Here is a 14,529-nt window from a genome sequence, read left to right as displayed (position 1 = left end):
TTTTCATGTAACTTATGGTGTGCCGTGAAAGTGCCTGGACAACCGGGTGCACCGAAAGACGAGATCACACACATGATTTACGACGTCATTATCGTGGGCGGCAGCTATGCCGGCCTGTCTGCGGGCCTGCAACTGGCGCGTGCGCGCCGTCAGGTTTTGATGATTGATGCGGGGCAGCGGCGCAACCGGTTTGCGGCCACGTCCCACGGCTTTCTCGGGCAGGACGGCCAGCCGCCGCAGGTTATCGCCGCCGAAGGGCGCAGCCAGTTGATGGAATACGCAACCGTGACCTGGGTGCAGGACACCGCAGTGCAAGCGCTGCAACAGCCGGACGGTTTCAGTGTTCAAACCCGCTGCAATGGTGAACTGCGCGCCAGGCGCTTGATCCTCGCCACCGGTGTGGTGGATGAATTGCCCCCGATCGAAGGTCTTGAAGAGCGCTGGGGCAAACGGGTATTTCATTGCCCGTACTGTCACGGCTACGAGCTGGACCAGGGCCGTATCGGCGTCATTGCCACTTCACCACTGGCCATGCACCACGCGCTGATGCTGCCGGACTGGGGCACCACCACGTTATTTACCAATGGCGTCTTCACGCCGGATGCGGAGCAACAGGCGCAGCTGGAACGGCGGGGCGTCACGGTGCAAAGCGGGTTGGTCAGGCGGCTCAGCGGCGAGCGGGCCGATGTGGAATTGGACGATGGCCGGGTGTTCAGCCTTGATGGCGTGTTCACGATGTCGCGCACGCGCATCAGCCCGCTGGCGGGGCCATTGGGCTGTGAGCTGCTCGATGGCCCCACGGGCGCTTATCTGCACACCGATGAAATGCGCCAGACCTCCGTGGCCGGCGTGTTCGCCTGTGGCGATACGGCCCTGGCGGCAGGTTCGGTGGCGCTGGCGGTGGGCGAGGGTGTGCGCGCCGGGGTGGGCGCGCACTTTTCGTTGATCAACGGCTGAGGTAGATCGGCGCATCGGTGGACAACGAGGCTTTGACGGCGTGGGTCATGTCGGTGATCAGCGCCTCTTCACGGTCTTCGCTCAGGGCCTTCAACGTGATGGCGACCACGTCCTGCGGCGTGCTTTTCGGCGCCTGGATGTCGGCCACCATGTCGGTGTCGATGTAGGCCGGGTGCACGCCGATCACCAGGGTATTCTGCTCACGCAACTCGCCGCGCAGGCCGTTGGTCAGGCCCCACTGGGCGGATTTTGAGGTGCTGTAGCCGCCCGAACCGGGCGGGCTCAGCCAGCTCAGCACCGAGAGGATATTGATCAGCGCGCCGCCGCCTTGTTTGGCCAGGATCGGTGCAAACGCGCGGCTGACACGCAGGGTGCCGAAGGTGTTCACCTCAAAATGCTGCTGCAGGTTTTCGATACTGTCTTCAGCCAGCAGCGAACCGTACTTGAGGAAACCGGCATTGTTGATCACCACGCTGACGTCGGTGCACTGCTCGGCGGCGCGTTGCACGCTGGCCGCGTCAGTGATGTCCAGGGCCACCGGCGTACTGCCGGGGATGTTGACGCTCGCCGGGTCGCGTGCGCCGGCGTAGACCTTGGCGGCGCCCGCTTCAAGCAATGCGATGACGAAGGCTTTGCCCAGGCCACGATTGGCGCCGGTGACCAGTACCACTTTTCCACGAATATCCATGATTCACTCCACACGACAGTTTTGGTTTAATAATGAAACTGTTTTTATCCTGCGCGTGTAGGTCCTATAATGCAACCTAATATTTCAAGCTGCCGGGAGGCCGCCGATGAAACGCAAATGCCTGGAAGGGGACGGTTGCCCGGTCGCCCGCGCGCTGGATGCGGTGGGGGATTGGTGGACGCTGCTGATCATCCGTGATGCGTTCGCCGGTGTGACCCGCTTTGGCGATTTCCAAAAGCACCTGGGCGTGGCGAAAAATATCCTCGCCACGCGCCTCAAAGACATGGTCGAGCATGGCTTGCTCCAAACCCGCGAAGTCGGTGCACGCAGTGAATATCAATTAACCGACAAAGGTCGCGCCTTGATGCCGGTGTTGGTGACCCTGGCGCAATGGGGCGAGGCGTACACCGAGCCCGAAGTGGAGAGCGCCCGCGTGTTGGACGCGCGCTTGCTCAAGCCGTTGCGCAAGGTCGAGGTGGTGTCTGAAGACGGTCGGGTGCTGGGCGTTGACGATATCGTCACCCAGGCGCCAGTGGCTTGATGGGCCGCACGCGCTAGACTCAACGCAACGCCTCCCAGCACAAAGGACATCGCTTGAGCGCCGACTTCGAGAGCAAGACCACGTTCCAGGGGCTGACCTTCAAGCTCTATCGCGGGGAGGGCGCTGCGCTGTTGGCATTTGACCTGGCCGCGGACCTTGCCACGTCTGACTTTGTCGGTTTCAGCATCGAGGTGCGTTACCCCGGCGCCGACCATTGGGGCGTGCTGCACAACCGCCTGCATTTTGATTACCCACCCACGCCCGAACAGCCGCGCACTTTTCCCTCCACCGAGGCGCCGTTCCAGAAATTCCGCTGGATCCACGTGCCCAGCGAGATCCTGCCCGGCCTGTTCCGCTACCGCGTCACGGCCTGTTACATGGGTGCCGACGGTACGCTGCGCAAGGGCGTGAGTCTGGAAAACCAGGTGTCCCTGGAGGCGCAAACGATCAGCGGTTTCGTGAACATCGGTTTCACTCGCGGCTTCGCTTCATCGCAGGCCTATGGCGACCGTTTCAACAATGAAACACGCATCCTGCCGCCGGCACGCTCGGCGCCGAGGGCTTATCTGGACCTGGACATGGCGCCGTTTGAAAAAAACTACGCATGGCTTGGGTTTGAAGCGCGGCAGTTGATCCTGCAAGTGCTCGATCAGGTCGCGAATGACCCCGAACTGACCCTCGACGCGCTGATCTACGAAAGCAAGGAACCGGACATCCTGCGCCGCCTGGAAGGCCTCGGCCCACGCGTGCGGGCGATCATCGATGACCATGGCGACCAAGGCGCCGCCGACAGTTGCGAAAGCCTGAGCGCCGCGCGTTTGGCCGCCGCCGGGGCGCAGGTCAAACGCCTGCATTTCTCCAGCCAGCAGCACAACAAAGTGTTGATCGTACGCCGCGCCGGCAAAGCGATTCGGGTGCTCGGCGGTTCCACCAACTTTGCCCTGCGTGGGTTGTACATCCAGGCGAACAACGTGCTGTTGTTCGATGACGAAACCGTGGCCGGCAAGTTTGCCGAAGTGTTCGACGCCTACTGGACGGCGCCGACGACGTTTCGCAAGAACCCGCTGTCGCAGCAATGGTGGGTGGTGCGCGACCAGCCCGGCTCGAAAGTTTCGCTGTGCTTTGCACCCCACGCTGACAGCGCGCTGTCGTTGGACCCCATTGCCGCCAGCATCGAACAGGCCACCAGTTCGGTGCTGTATTCCATCGTGTTCCTGAGCCTGATCAATGGCAAAGTGCGCGATGCCCTGGACGCATTGATGCAGCGCTCGCTGTTCTCCTACGGCGTGGCCCAGCGCACCGGCAAACTGGCGGTGCGCAAGCCGGACGGTTCGGTGGGGCTGTTGCCGTTCAGCTACCTGGCGAGCAACGCGCCGGCGCCGTTCAAGGCGGAATGGTCGGGGAATGCAGGGAACATGGTGCACAACAAGTTCGTGGTCACCGACTTCAACGGCGCCAACCCCACGGTGTATACCGGCTCATCCAACCTCGCCGGCGGTGGCGAGAAAAACAACGGCGATCATTTGATTCGTATCGAAGACCGCAAGATCGCCGTGGTCTACGCCATCGAAGCCTTGCGCCTGTTCGACCATTTCCACTTTCGCTTCAATGCCAGCCTGCCCGGTGCTTTGCAGACGTTGCGCCTGGCCAAGCCACCGGCGGCGGGCGAGAAGACCTGGTTCGACGCCTATTACAGCCCCGGCCATGTGAAGGCGCGGGACCGCGAGTTGTTCGTCAAATAGGTGCAACCGGCTTCATTTGCTGTCGAGGAAGTTCAGCACCGCCGCGTTGAACAGCGCCGGGTCTTGCAGGAAGGCGAAGTGGCTGGTGTTCGGCAGGATCAACAAGCCGGCACCGGGGATGGTCGCCGCCATGTACTCGATGTGTTCGCGTTTGATCGCCTCATCATGGTCGCCGTCGGCAATCAGGATCGGCGTCTTGATGCTTGCCAGTTGCGCGTCGGTCCAGTTCGGTTGGCTGGCCCACATGTGGCTGATCTGCTCGACAAACGCGTCGTACTCTTTCGGCGTCGGCGACAGCTTGCTGTATTCCTTGCCGGCGCGTTCGATGAAGGCGGCAAAGTTCGGGTTTTTCTCGACCGCATCCTTGACCCCGGAGGTCTGGGTGTTGGCCGCAAAGGCGAAGACTTTGCCGATGCGGTCCGGGTGACGCAGGGCCAGGTCGATGCCGATGATCGCGCCGTCGCTCCAGCCGACGATGTCGGCGCGCGGGATCTTCAGGCTGTCGAGCACGGCCACTACATCATCAGCCATCAGGTCATACCCGTAAGGTTGCTCATTGCGCGAGCTGCGCCCGTGGCCACGGCTATCGAGGCTGATCACCGTGTGTTTGGCCGACAGGGCCTTGACCTGGTTGCCCCAATAATCGGAGTTGGACAAACCGCCGTGCAACAGCACCACCGGCGAGCCGTGGCCGGTGCGGGTGTAGTAGACCTTGATGCCGTTTACGGCGGCGTAGCCGGTTTGGGCACCGGCGACCGGGGCAGGCGTTGGCGGCAAGGTTTCCCAACGCTCGGCGGCCTGGGCCGCAGAGAAGGACAACAACAGGCAGGCAGCTGCCAGCAGGCGACGTGACATGGCGATTCCTTATTGCAGTGATCAATGAGTAGCGAGCAAGGGCCGGAACTCTAGCACCGCCTTTTGCCTGGGAAATACGCATTTTTTCCTATTGGAACAGGCGGTTTAACAGAAAAAAATGAAGCTATATCAATGGAATAAAAACTTATAAGGCACCTGCCGCCAACCCCCAGAGTCGCCAAAACGATCAGCGCCGTGAAGCACACATTCGCCCAGGGTGATTTTGTTCAATACGGTCCCCGTGTTTGCTGTTTACCGTGAGCCCATCGTCTTTCGTCCGAATAGAAAGGAACTGCAATGAGCTTGATCCTCTCCATGGCTGCCTTCGCGCTCGCCACCTCCATCACTCCCGGCCCGGTCAATGTGGTCGCCTTAAGCGCCGGTGCGCGCTTTGGTTTTGCCGCCAGCCAGAAACACGTATTCGGCGCGGCGCTTGGCTTTACGTTGTTGCTGGTGCTGATCGGCCTGGGCCTGCACGAAGTGCTGCTGCGCTGGCCGATCCTGACGCAGTTGATCCAGTGGGGCGGGGTGGCCTTTTTGTTGTACATGGCCTGGAAACTGGCGGCTGACGATGGCCGGTTGAACGCCGACGGCACGGCCACCGCGCCGTCGATGCTGTATGGCGCGGTCATGCAATGGCTCAACCCGAAAGCGTGGCTGGCGTGTGTGGCCGGGATGGGCTTGTTTGTGGCCGACGGCGACGCTCGCCAGGTCTGGCTGTTTGCGGCGTTGTACCTGGTGATCTGCTACCTGTCGGTGGCGTGCTGGGCGTATGCCGGTACTTTTCTACGGCGTTACCTGGGTAATCCCCAGGGCGTGCGGCTGTTCAACCGCTCAATGGCCGCGTTGCTGGTGGCCAGTGTGGGTTATTTGCTGATGGCTTGAGCACGTCGCGGTACTGCCCGGGCGTGGCGGCGAAATGCTGCTTGAAGGTGCGCTGCAAGTGCGCCTGATCGGCAAACCCCGCGGCCAGCGCCACGTCGGCGATCAACTCGCCATTGCGCAGCTGGCTGCGGGCAAACTGGACGCGCTGGTTCACCAGAAAGGCGTGGGGCGTCAGCCCGTAATACTGTTTGAACGCGCGGATCAGGTAAGACGGCGACAGCTCGGCGGCCAGGCAAATGTCCTCCAGTTTCAACGGCTGGCTGCACTGCTCGCGGATGTACTCGGCGGCGCGTTCGAGTTTGTGGTTAACCTCGCGCGGCGGCATTTCGGAGGGGTTCAGGCGCTGCTGCACGTCACTGAAATAACTCACCAGTGCGCTCTGCTTTTGCAGGTGTTCGGCGTGTTCGTCCACTAACACACGGTACAACTCCAGCAAGCCGTTGTAGAGGCTCTCGTCACGGGTGTAGGGCGTGTTGAAGGGCCGATAACCCTGGTCGGTGCTGAACCCCAACTGGTGCTGCAAGTCCGTCAGCCAGTGGGTGTCCAGGTACAGCATCTGATAGGACCACGGCCTGTTGCGGATCGGGTTGCAGGCGTGCACATCGCCGGGGTTCATCAGCACCACCGTGCCGGCGCTGATCTCGAAGGTGTCTGCGCCGTAGTGGTAATAACTGCAGCCGTTGGTGACCGCACCAATGGAGAAATGCTCATGGGCATGACGGCCGTAAGTGACCTTGCGCCCGTCGGCGATGGCCCGTGCTTCGATAAACGGCAGCCTGGGGTCGCGCCAGAAACGGGGGGCCGCAGGGTTGGCAGGCGAGGTCATGGCGCGGTGCTCCGAAAGGGTGGCAGCGCTAGACTCAGGCATAACCGCCGGATGTTCAAGGCCCCGTATTGCGTCAATTCAACGGCCCCAACACCTGGCGGTAGCGTTCCACGCCTTGAGGTGTCTGGCGCACCAGGCTGATCTCCAGCCCCAGCGGGTCTTCGCGCCGGTTGCCGCTCAACTGCCGCCAGCCTTTATCGGTGTCCCACACTCGCACTTGCAGGTCGCTGACGCCGCTGAGCACCACCACGCCGTCCTTGGCGGCCGGCAGCGGAAAGCGGTCCCGTGCAGGCGCTGCCGCGCGATACAGGTTGTCGCCCTTGAGCCACCAGCGTACGCGTTGCAAGCCCGCACCGGAGGCAGGCGCGCTGCGAATCACTTCCAGGCGAAACCCCTTGGTGTCGGAGCTGCGCACGGTCACGGCCGCCAACCCGGCGGGCTTGGCCGCGTCTTCATCGGCCATGCCCGGGGCGTTCAGTTCGACGCTGGCGCGCAGGCTGACGTCGCGCTGCAACTGGTTCAACACGCGCAGCAGGGCTTCGGTCTGCTCGGTGCTGGCCTGCAAATGCTGATCGGCGCGGGTCACGCTGTCGAGCCCGCGCCAGGCGATCAGGCTGACCACGGCCATCAGCATGATCGCCACCATCACTTCGATCAGGGTGAAGCCTTGCTGAGCGGTTTTCATGGCAGGTTTTCCACACGCATCAGGCCAGCGGCATCACGTTGCACACCGAGGCGGTGTTGGCCGTCGGACAGCACCACACGCACCGGCGGGTTGATCCATTCGGCAGTGAGTACCAGGGCTTGGCGGGGCTCAATCGTGATTTGCATCGGTGTGCTTTCCCATGGGCGTGGATGCAATTGCGCGTCGCCCTTGAAGGTCTCGACGCCCAGGCCGTCATCACTGTTGCGGTTGAAGCGAAAACCCTTGGCGTCGGTGCGCAAGGTGATCGGGCGGCCGTCAGCGCGGGCTTCGGCCTGGGCCACCTGGAGCAACTGGCTCAGGCGTTCGGCGTCCTTTCGCAGCAGGTGCAGCGGGTCGGGTTTGATCGTCAGGCTGATGGCCGCGCTGGCGATGCCGATGATCACCAGCACCACCATCAGCTCGATCAAGGTGAAGCCTTGCTGTTTCATCGTAAGGCACCTGCTGAACTGGCGAGGTTGTGACATAAAAACGTTGGAATTGGCCTGTAGCCTGAAGGCCCGGACAAACAGGAGGTCCCAGCCATGGCATTCATCCCGCGTTTTTCACCCGCCCACGGCGTGCAGCTTGCGGCCTTGCTCGCGGCGGTGGCCGGTGTGGTGATCTGGACGCCGCTGTTGCTGACGTTTGCCGAATCCCGTACGCCCCAAGCCACGCCCCAGGCGCTGGCGGCGCGCAGCGATAACCCGGCGTTGCAGTGGTTTTCCAATACGCCCACGGCGTTGCAGGTCAAAGTCTCCGGCGTACTGGCTGGCGCCCGCGGCGCGGTGGCGATCCTCAGCCTCAACGACGGCCCGCCACGCAGTTTTCTACTGGGTGAACGTCTCGGCCCCGGCGTGCGCTTGACGGCCATCGAAGGCGACGCCGTGGAGATCGAACGCGGCGGCGAGAAGCAACGCGTCAACCTCGACAAACTGCCGGATGCGCCCGCATTGCCCCGGCTCACTCGGCCATGACCTGTGTTTCCAGGCGCGCCAGCGGCGGCGCGTCGCGGCTGGCGTCGAGTACCAGCACCCGTACCTGAAACAGGCGGCCCTCGGCGCTGACGGTTTGTTCGCAGCGCAGCGTCAGCCGCCCCTGATCGCACTCAAAGGTCTTTTTGCCGCTGTTTATACGCCCGCCCAGTTGCAACTCCGCCAGCCGGCTTTGCGCTGCCAGCAACGCCATGGACTTATCGCGCAGCAAGCCATTGCTCTGGGTCATCAACCCGGCCACGCGCACGGCGGCGGCCATGGCCACGGCGATGATCGCCAGCGCCACCAGCACTTCAATCAGGGTAAAACCTTGCTCCTTGCGAGGCCTGCGCATGGCGTTCTCAAAGCCCGGAAACAGGCCCGCAGACTAGCCCCGCGAGTTGACCGATTGGCGACCAAACCTCCCGAGGATTTTCAATACGACTGACATGTGTTCTTGCAACACTGCGCCACGAATTGCACTCAAGCCAAGGAATGTCGAGATGGATATCGCGCGCCTAACGTCCCCATTGCCAGGCCCTCGCGGCCAGCGTGGCTTCACCTTGATCGAGATCATGGTGGTGGTGGTCATCCTCGGGATTTTGGCGGCGATGGTGGTGCCCAAAGTGCTTGACCGCCCGGACCAGGCACGTGCCACGGCGGCAAAACAGGACATCGGCGGCCTGATGCAGGCGTTGAAGTTGTACCGTCTCGACCACGGCACTTACCCAAGCATGAACCAGGGCCTCAAAGTGTTGGTGGAGCGCCCGGCGGATGCGAAAAACAGCAACTGGCGCGCCTACCTGGAGCGCCTGCCGAATGACCCTTGGGGCAACCCCTATCACTACCTGAACCCCGGCGCGAACGGCGAGGTCGACGTGTTCTCCCTCGGGGCCGACGGCCAACCGGATGGCGACGGCGTGAATGCCGACATCGGCTCCTGGCAGTTGTAAGGCCGGCCATGAAAGGGTATTCGCCCGCAGCGGCGAAGCAGCGCGGCATGGCAATTATCAGCGCGCTGCTGATCGCCGCCGTGGTGGCGGTGATCGCCGGCGCGATGCTCACGCGCCAGACCTTGTTCACCCGCAGCCTTGAGGCCGAACAACTGCGCGTGCAGGGCCAATGGTTGCTGCAGGGCGGGTTGGAACACAGCCGGCAATTGCTCTGGGACGCACGCCAGAAAGACGTGTTGACCCGCCTCGACCAGCCATGGGCCCGCGCCCAGAGTGGCGCGTTTGAAGGGCGGCTGATGGATGAGCAGGGCAAGTTCAACCTGCGCAACCTGGTCAATCGCCAGCGCCCGGATGCCGAGCAATTACAGGCGTTCGAGCGCCTGTGCGGCTTGATTGGCGTGGCCCCGGCGGTGAGCCGGCACATCAGCCAGCGCGTGATCGCCTCCTATGATCAACAGGATATGCCCGCCAAATACCCGATGCTGCGCAGCCTGGACGACTTGGCGGGCCTCAATGGGCTTGACCCGGTTTTGCTGCGGCGCATGCAGGCCTATATCAGCGTGCTGCCCGCCAATACCTGGGTCAATGGCAATACGGCCAGCGCCGAAGTGCTCAGTGCGGTCGTGCCCGCGCTCAGCGTGCCGCAAGCCCAGGCATTGGTGGCCGAGCGTGACAGCGGGCACTGGTTCATCAACCGCGGGGATTTCGTCAACCGGCTGCGCATGCCCCAGGTGGCGGTGGACTCGATACAGGTAGGCATCACCAGCGAATGGTTCCGCTTGCAGGGCCAGGCCCGTCGCGAGCAACGCCGGGTGACGATTGACGCGCTGGTGCACCGGCCGGAAGACCGCCAGCCCCGGGTCATCTGGTCGCGGGTGGGCGTATGAAACGCTTGCGCATCGGTTTGCCGCCGCTTGATCAACTGACGGTCGACAGCGTTGTCACATTTGCCTGGCTGGAGCGGGGCGTAGTGGTCGCCGAAGGGCAGGTGCCTTTGCAACAGCTGGGCAAAAAGCGCCAGGCGGCAGACTGTTTTTTGCATCCCCGTGACAGCCTGCTCACAAGCCTGGAACTGCCGCCATTGCCGCTTGCGAAAACCGTCGCCGCCGTGGAGTGTGCCGCGCAGGCGCTGATCCTCGGTGCGGTGGAACAGATGCACGTCGCCCACGGCCCACGTGAAAGCGACGGGCGCGTGCAGGTGGCCTGGGCGCCCAAGGCCGGGCTCTCACAACTGGGCCAGGTGCTGGCACAGGTGCCGCTGACCTTGCGTGGCCTGTACCCGGCACCATTCGCCTTGCCGGTGGGCACGGCGGCCTTGCACGACGGTTATTTGCTTTCGCGCCACAGCCTGCAACAAGGCGCGGTGCACCCGCTGGGGCAGCAAGCTCTGGGCGAACAACTGGATGCGCAGCTCGTCGATGCGCCGCAGCGTTGGAGCGGCGCCGCTCCTGCGTGGGGTTTGCACAGTAGCCTCAACCAACGGGCAAGCGGCGGATGGGGCAGGGCGCTGGCGTGTGTGGCCGTGGCGACGGCTATCTGGGCCGTTGGCCTCAACCTCTACGCTGCGCGCCAGGCCGACGAAGGCTTGCGCCTCAAGGCCCTGATGAGCCAGCAAGTGCGTCAGGCGTTTCCCGCGTTGCCGGTGGTGCTCAACCCTTTGCAGCAGGCCCGCCAGCAATTGGCCGCGCGGCAGGCCGGTACGGCAGCAGACCCCGGCGAACGCTTCAGCCGCCTGTTGCAACTGGCCGGCAACCACTTGCCGTTCATGGTGGGCAGCGTGGAGAACCTGACGTTCGAACAGGGGCGCCTGCACCTCGGCTTTTCTGCCGACAGTCGCAACCCGGCGGTTGACGGCGATTGGCAGGCGGCGTTGGCAGAGGCCGGTTTCAGTGCCGCCCGTGACGAACAGGGCTGGACCCTGGGCCCCGCTGAAACGGCCATTGCGCCGGAGGCCGGCGATGAATAAGTGGCACCGTTTACGCAGCCAGTCCCGGCAGTTCTGGAACGGCCTGGCCTTGCGCGAAAAACGCATGCTCAGCGGTGCCGGGCTGGTCTTGGCGAGCCTGCTGACCTGGCTGGTGCTGGTGCAGCCCGCGTTGAAAAAGATCGATTACTGGCAAGTCGAAACCCCCAAGTTACGCGCCCAGGCCGAAGCCCTGCAGGTGCTGTTGCAGGGCATCGCCGTCCCGCGCCAGGCTGACGAAACCACGTTGCGCCAAGCCCTCGACAATGCCGGGCTGCAGGGGCGTTATCAATTGCAGGCGCTGGCCCCCGGCGGCTGGCGGTTGACCTTCGACAATGCCCCGGCGGATGCCGTGGTCGGCTGGTTGCTGGGTAACCCCCGTTCGTTTTCTCTGGAAGTGTCCGAGGCGCGTTTGCAGCGTGCTGAGGGCGCCGTCGACAACTCGGCCGGCACTGTGTCCGGGACCGTTCGCATGGATCAGGCGCTTGGCGCTAAGGAAGCTTCATGATGTGGTCAGTCCTCAACCCCGCGCCGTTTCGCAAGGTCGCGCCGCTGCTGTTGCTGGCCCTGAGCGCGTGCAGTACGCCGCAATCGACCAAGCCTTTGCTGGTGGACAGTGAACTGGGCCAGCCTTTGGCTGATACCCGCCGTAGGGGTGAGCCGGTTTTTGACCGCCAGCGCGAGCCCGCCCCGGCGCCCCGTGTGCAGCACCCCGTGACAGACAGCGCACGCGGCCACGCCCCGGCACCGCTGAAGGCGCGCAACCCGTTGGGGGACCAGCCGGTGCAGCTCAACTTTGTCGATGCCGATATCCAGGCGGTGGTGCGTGCGCTGTCCCGCGCCACCGGCCAGCAGTTCCTGGTCGACCCCCGGGTCAAGGGCAACCTCACGCTGGTCAGCGAAGGGCAGGTGCCGGCGCATCAGGCTTACGACATGCTGCTGGCGGCGCTGCGCATGCAGGGCTTCAGCGTGGTCGACGTGGGCGGCGTCGCCCAAGTGGTACCGGAGGCCGATGCCAAGCTGCTCGGCGGGCCCATCTACAGCGCGGGCAGCAGCGGCATGCAGACCCGCACGTTCCGTTTGCAATACGAAAACGCGGTTAACCTGATCCCGGTGCTGCGGCCTATCGTGTCGCCGAACAACCCGATCAACGCCTACCCCGGCAACAACAGCATCGTCATCACCGACTACGCGGAAAACCTCACGCGCGTGGCGCAGATCATCAACGGCATCGACACGCCCAGCGCCATCGACACCGACGTGGTGAAGGTGCAGAACGGCATCGCCGTGGACATCGCAGCGATGGTCTCGGAACTGCTGGAAACCCAGGGTGCCGACCAGACGCAGAAGATCAATGTGGTGGGCGACCCGCGTTCCAACTCGATCATCATCCGCGCCGGCAGCCCTGAGCGCACCGAGCTGGCGCGCAACCTGATCTACAAACTCGACAACGCCCAGAGCAACCCCAGCAACATGCACGTGGTGTACCTGCGCAACGCCCAGGCGGGCAAACTGGCGCAGTCGTTGCGCGGGCTGTTGACCGGCGAAAGCGAGTCGGGGGTCAGCGACGAGGCCCGTGGCAAACTCAGCAGCATGGGCGGCAACAGCCAGAGCACTCAGAACAGCAACACCCAGAACAGCAGCGGTACGCCCACCGGCAGTGGCGTGCCGTCAAGTTACAGCCAGGACAAGCCTTCCACCGGCAGCACCCCCAGCGACCAGAACACCGCGTTCAGCGCCGGTGGCGTGACGATCCAGGCGGACGCCACCACCAACACCTTGCTGATCTCCGCGCCCGACCCGCTTTACCGCAACCTGCGGGAAGTGATCGACATGCTCGACCAACGCCGCGCGCAAGTGGTGATCGAAAGCTTGATCGTTGAAGTCGGCGAAGACGACGCCAGTGAGTTCGGCGTGCAGTGGCAGGCGGGCAATCTCGGTGGCAAGGGGGGCTTTGGCGGGGTCAACCTCGGCGGCAGTGGCTTGAATGGCACGCCCACCAGCAAGACCAGCATTGACGTGTTGCCCAAGGGCCTGAACATTGGCCTGGTCAATGGCTCGGTGGACATCCCCGGCATCGGCAAGGTGCTCGACCTCAAGGTGCTGGCCCGCGCACTCAAGAGCAAAGGCGGCACCAACGTGCTGTCCACGCCGAACCTGCTGACTCTGGATAACGAAGCCGCGAGCATTTTTGTGGGGCAGACCATCCCGTTTGTCACCGGCAGCTACGTGACCGGCGGCGGGGGCACCAGCAACAACCCGTTCCAGACCGTGCAGCGTGAAGAAGTGGGGCTCAAGCTCAACGTACGGCCGCAGATTTCCGAAGGTGGCACGGTGAAGCTGGATATTTACCAGGAGGTCAGCAGCGTTGACCCACGGGCCTCGGTGGATGCCGGGACGGTGACCAACAAGCGTGCGATCGATACCAGTATTTTGCTCGATGACGGGCAGATCATGGTGCTCGGCGGGTTGCTGCAGGATGGCTACAGCCAGAGCAATGACGCGGTGCCTTGGCTTTCGGACATTCCGGGGTTGGGGGCGTTGTTTCGCAATGAAAAGCGCAGTGTGACGAAGACCAATTTGATGGTGTTTTTGCGGCCTTACATTATTCGCGACAGTGGGGCGGGGCGCAGCATTACGTTGAACCGCTATGAGTTCATGCGCCGGGCGCAGGGTGGGTTGCAGCCGGAGCGCAGCTGGGCGATGCCGGATGTGCAGGCGCCGCAGTTGCCTGCGGTGGAGAAGGCGATTCCTTCGGGGGGGCCGCGGGCGGTGATTCGGGCGGTGCCTCAGTGAGTGAGTACATATCCGTTGGTGCGGTAACGGCCACCTATGGTTCCGCTCTTACAGCGGGTCACTTTTGGAAAGACCCAAAAGTAACCAAAAGGTCTTCGCCCCACCACTCGGCACCTCGCCTAGGCTCGGTGTGCCCTCACTCCGGCTTTGGAGCGTGGGCCGCCGCCATGGGCCATCCCTGGCCCATCGCGGCTAACCCGGCGTCCTGCCGGGTTGCCCACGCTCCAAAGCCTGCGTTCGGCCAGCGTGGTTTAACGGGGCGCCGAAGATCAAGATCAAAAGCAGATCAAGAGCAGATCGGTGTTTGCCTGATGCATGGAGATCCAAATGTGGGAGCGGCGGTGCGACGATTCGACTTGCTCGCGAATGCGGTGGGTCAGCTGGCATATGTGTCTGCTGACACTCCCTCTTCGCGAGCAAGCCCGCTCCCACATTTAACCGCTTTTGATCTAACCACTCAGGCCGGCTGTCAGGCCGCCGTGCTCTTGCTTTTGATCTGGCTTTTGATCTTGAGCGCCCCGTTAAAACACGCTGGCCGGAATTCGACAGGGATTTGGGGGGTAAACCGGCAGGGACGCCGGTTTAGCCGCGACGCGCCAGGGATGGCGCGTGGCGGCGGCCCCCCAAATCCCTGTCGGATTACGGGCACACCGAGCGTGAGCGAGGT

General features: G+C 63.3%; 16 protein-coding genes. 10 read left to right on the top strand and 6 right to left on the bottom strand.

The window, feature by feature from the left end; all coding sequences use genetic code 11:
* The first annotated feature begins 72 nt into the window (after positions 1-72).
* Positions 73-957: an NAD(P)/FAD-dependent oxidoreductase gene (locus AB4P94_RS24760; RefSeq protein ID WP_395607925.1), complete on the top strand. Its 885-nt coding sequence runs from the start codon at positions 73-75 to the stop codon at positions 955-957.
* Here the strand turns inward: AB4P94_RS24760 and AB4P94_RS24755 are convergent.
* Entirely contained in the window at positions 947-1,645 is a 699-nt protein-coding gene (locus AB4P94_RS24755; protein WP_395607924.1) for an SDR family oxidoreductase, read from the bottom strand. The two genes, AB4P94_RS24760 and AB4P94_RS24755, sit on opposite strands and share 11 nt — an antisense overlap.
* Before the next feature lie 106 nt (positions 1,646-1,751).
* Between AB4P94_RS24755 and AB4P94_RS24750 the strand changes: the two genes are divergently transcribed.
* Both AB4P94_RS24750 and AB4P94_RS24745 read left to right on the top strand, forming a co-directional pair.
* Positions 1,752-2,186: a winged helix-turn-helix transcriptional regulator gene (locus AB4P94_RS24750; protein ID WP_395607923.1), complete on the top strand. Its 435-nt coding sequence runs from the start codon at positions 1,752-1,754 to the stop codon at positions 2,184-2,186.
* Positions 2,187-2,239: 53 nt separating this feature from the next.
* Positions 2,240-3,928: a phospholipase D-like domain-containing protein gene (locus AB4P94_RS24745; RefSeq protein ID WP_395607922.1), complete on the top strand. Its 1,689-nt coding sequence runs from the start codon at positions 2,240-2,242 to the stop codon at positions 3,926-3,928.
* 12 nt (positions 3,929-3,940) lie between these two features.
* Here AB4P94_RS24745 and AB4P94_RS24740 read toward each other — a convergent pair whose 3' ends face one another.
* Positions 3,941-4,783, bottom strand: a complete 843-nt coding sequence (locus AB4P94_RS24740; protein WP_395607921.1) for an alpha/beta fold hydrolase — start codon at positions 4,781-4,783, stop codon at positions 3,941-3,943.
* Positions 4,784-5,080: 297 nt separating this feature from the next.
* On the opposite strand from AB4P94_RS24740, the gene AB4P94_RS24735 reads away from it, so the two are divergent.
* The gene (locus AB4P94_RS24735; protein WP_395607920.1) at positions 5,081-5,668 is read left to right on the top strand and encodes a LysE family translocator; all 588 of its coding nucleotides are present in this window, start codon (positions 5,081-5,083) and stop codon (positions 5,666-5,668) included.
* On the opposite strand, the gene AB4P94_RS24730 is transcribed toward AB4P94_RS24735, so the two are convergent.
* The 3 genes from AB4P94_RS24730 to gspH all read right to left on the bottom strand — a co-directional run bounded on the left by AB4P94_RS24730 (position 5,610) and on the right by gspH (position 7,628).
* On the bottom strand, positions 5,610-6,494 hold the full coding sequence (locus tag AB4P94_RS24730) for an AraC family transcriptional regulator (protein ID WP_395607919.1): 885 nt from the start codon (positions 6,492-6,494) through the stop codon (positions 5,610-5,612). The genes AB4P94_RS24735 and AB4P94_RS24730 overlap by 59 nt on opposite strands.
* A gap of 73 nt (positions 6,495-6,567) precedes the next feature.
* On the bottom strand, positions 6,568-7,179 hold the full coding sequence (locus tag AB4P94_RS24725) for a type II secretion system protein GspJ (protein ID WP_395607918.1): 612 nt from the start codon (positions 7,177-7,179) through the stop codon (positions 6,568-6,570).
* Complete coding sequence (gene gspH / locus AB4P94_RS24720; RefSeq protein ID WP_395607917.1) at positions 7,176-7,628, bottom strand: type II secretion system minor pseudopilin GspH; 453 nt, start codon at positions 7,626-7,628, stop codon at positions 7,176-7,178. The genes AB4P94_RS24725 and gspH overlap by 4 nt, the downstream gene beginning before the upstream one ends.
* Before the next feature lie 93 nt (positions 7,629-7,721).
* On the opposite strand from gspH, the gene AB4P94_RS24715 reads away from it, so the two are divergent.
* The gene (locus AB4P94_RS24715; RefSeq protein ID WP_395607916.1) at positions 7,722-8,153 is read left to right on the top strand and encodes a type II secretion system protein N; all 432 of its coding nucleotides are present in this window, start codon (positions 7,722-7,724) and stop codon (positions 8,151-8,153) included.
* Here the strand turns inward: AB4P94_RS24715 and gspI are convergent.
* On the bottom strand, positions 8,140-8,505 hold the full coding sequence (gspI, locus tag AB4P94_RS24710; RefSeq protein WP_395607915.1) for a type II secretion system minor pseudopilin GspI: 366 nt from the start codon (positions 8,503-8,505) through the stop codon (positions 8,140-8,142). The two genes, AB4P94_RS24715 and gspI, sit on opposite strands and share 14 nt — an antisense overlap.
* 148 nt (positions 8,506-8,653) lie before the next feature.
* On the opposite strand from gspI, the gene gspG reads away from it, so the two are divergent.
* From gspG to gspD, 5 genes are read left to right on the top strand one after another with little or no spacing between them, the layout of a single operon-like run.
* The gene (gene gspG / locus AB4P94_RS24705) at positions 8,654-9,103 is read left to right on the top strand and encodes a type II secretion system major pseudopilin GspG (RefSeq protein WP_065905919.1); all 450 of its coding nucleotides are present in this window, start codon (positions 8,654-8,656) and stop codon (positions 9,101-9,103) included.
* Positions 9,104-9,111: 8 nt separating this feature from the next.
* Complete coding sequence (gene gspK, locus AB4P94_RS24700) at positions 9,112-9,990, top strand: type II secretion system minor pseudopilin GspK (RefSeq protein ID WP_395607914.1); 879 nt, start codon at positions 9,112-9,114, stop codon at positions 9,988-9,990.
* The gene (gene gspL / locus AB4P94_RS24695; protein WP_395607913.1) at positions 9,987-11,069 is read left to right on the top strand and encodes a type II secretion system protein GspL; all 1,083 of its coding nucleotides are present in this window, start codon (positions 9,987-9,989) and stop codon (positions 11,067-11,069) included. Before gspK ends, gspL begins: the two co-directional genes overlap by 4 nt.
* Positions 11,062-11,574 carry a type II secretion system protein GspM gene (gene gspM / locus AB4P94_RS24690; protein ID WP_395607912.1) on the top strand — a complete coding sequence of 171 codons (513 nt, stop codon included), beginning with the start codon at positions 11,062-11,064 and terminating at the stop codon, positions 11,572-11,574. Before gspL ends, gspM begins: the two co-directional genes overlap by 8 nt.
* Positions 11,571-13,862, top strand: a complete 2,292-nt coding sequence (gene gspD, locus AB4P94_RS24685; protein WP_395607911.1) for a type II secretion system secretin GspD — start codon at positions 11,571-11,573, stop codon at positions 13,860-13,862. The genes gspM and gspD overlap by 4 nt, the downstream gene beginning before the upstream one ends.
* Positions 13,863-14,529: the final 667 nt, after the last annotated feature.

Origin of the sequence: Pseudomonas sp. B22129, assembly GCF_044218875.1 — a bacterium.
Lineage (GTDB): Bacteria > Pseudomonadota > Gammaproteobacteria > Pseudomonadales > Pseudomonadaceae > Aquipseudomonas.
The sequence above is the reverse complement of the archived record's forward strand: the minus strand, read 5'-3'. Positions and strand labels throughout refer to the sequence as shown.

Excerpts from the sequence above, each read along its gene's own strand:
- gspH (WP_395607917.1), bottom strand. The coding sequence starts at position 7,628 with ATGAAACAGCAAGGCTTCACCTTGATCGAGCTGATGGTGGTGCTGGTG.
- AB4P94_RS24725 (WP_395607918.1), bottom strand. The coding sequence starts at position 7,179 with ATGAAAACCGCTCAGCAAGGCTTCACCCTGATCGAAGTGATGGTGGCG.
- AB4P94_RS24740 (WP_395607921.1), bottom strand. The coding sequence starts at position 4,783 with ATGTCACGTCGCCTGCTGGCAGCTGCCTGCCTGTTGTTGTCCTTCTCT.
- gspG (WP_065905919.1), top strand. The coding sequence starts at position 8,654 with ATGGATATCGCGCGCCTAACGTCCCCATTGCCAGGCCCTCGCGGCCAG.
- gspI (WP_395607915.1), bottom strand. The coding sequence starts at position 8,505 with ATGCGCAGGCCTCGCAAGGAGCAAGGTTTTACCCTGATTGAAGTGCTG.
- AB4P94_RS24755 (WP_395607924.1), bottom strand. The coding sequence starts at position 1,645 with ATGGATATTCGTGGAAAAGTGGTACTGGTCACCGGCGCCAATCGTGGC.
- gspD (WP_395607911.1), top strand. The coding sequence starts at position 11,571 with ATGATGTGGTCAGTCCTCAACCCCGCGCCGTTTCGCAAGGTCGCGCCG.
- AB4P94_RS24730 (WP_395607919.1), bottom strand. The coding sequence starts at position 6,494 with ATGACCTCGCCTGCCAACCCTGCGGCCCCCCGTTTCTGGCGCGACCCC.
- gspL (WP_395607913.1), top strand. The coding sequence starts at position 9,987 with ATGAAACGCTTGCGCATCGGTTTGCCGCCGCTTGATCAACTGACGGTC.
- gspK (WP_395607914.1), top strand. The coding sequence starts at position 9,112 with ATGAAAGGGTATTCGCCCGCAGCGGCGAAGCAGCGCGGCATGGCAATT.
- AB4P94_RS24760 (WP_395607925.1), top strand. The coding sequence starts at position 73 with ATGATTTACGACGTCATTATCGTGGGCGGCAGCTATGCCGGCCTGTCT.
- AB4P94_RS24735 (WP_395607920.1), top strand. The coding sequence starts at position 5,081 with ATGAGCTTGATCCTCTCCATGGCTGCCTTCGCGCTCGCCACCTCCATC.
- gspM (WP_395607912.1), top strand. The coding sequence starts at position 11,062 with ATGAATAAGTGGCACCGTTTACGCAGCCAGTCCCGGCAGTTCTGGAAC.
- AB4P94_RS24715 (WP_395607916.1), top strand. The coding sequence starts at position 7,722 with ATGGCATTCATCCCGCGTTTTTCACCCGCCCACGGCGTGCAGCTTGCG.
- AB4P94_RS24750 (WP_395607923.1), top strand. The coding sequence starts at position 1,752 with ATGAAACGCAAATGCCTGGAAGGGGACGGTTGCCCGGTCGCCCGCGCG.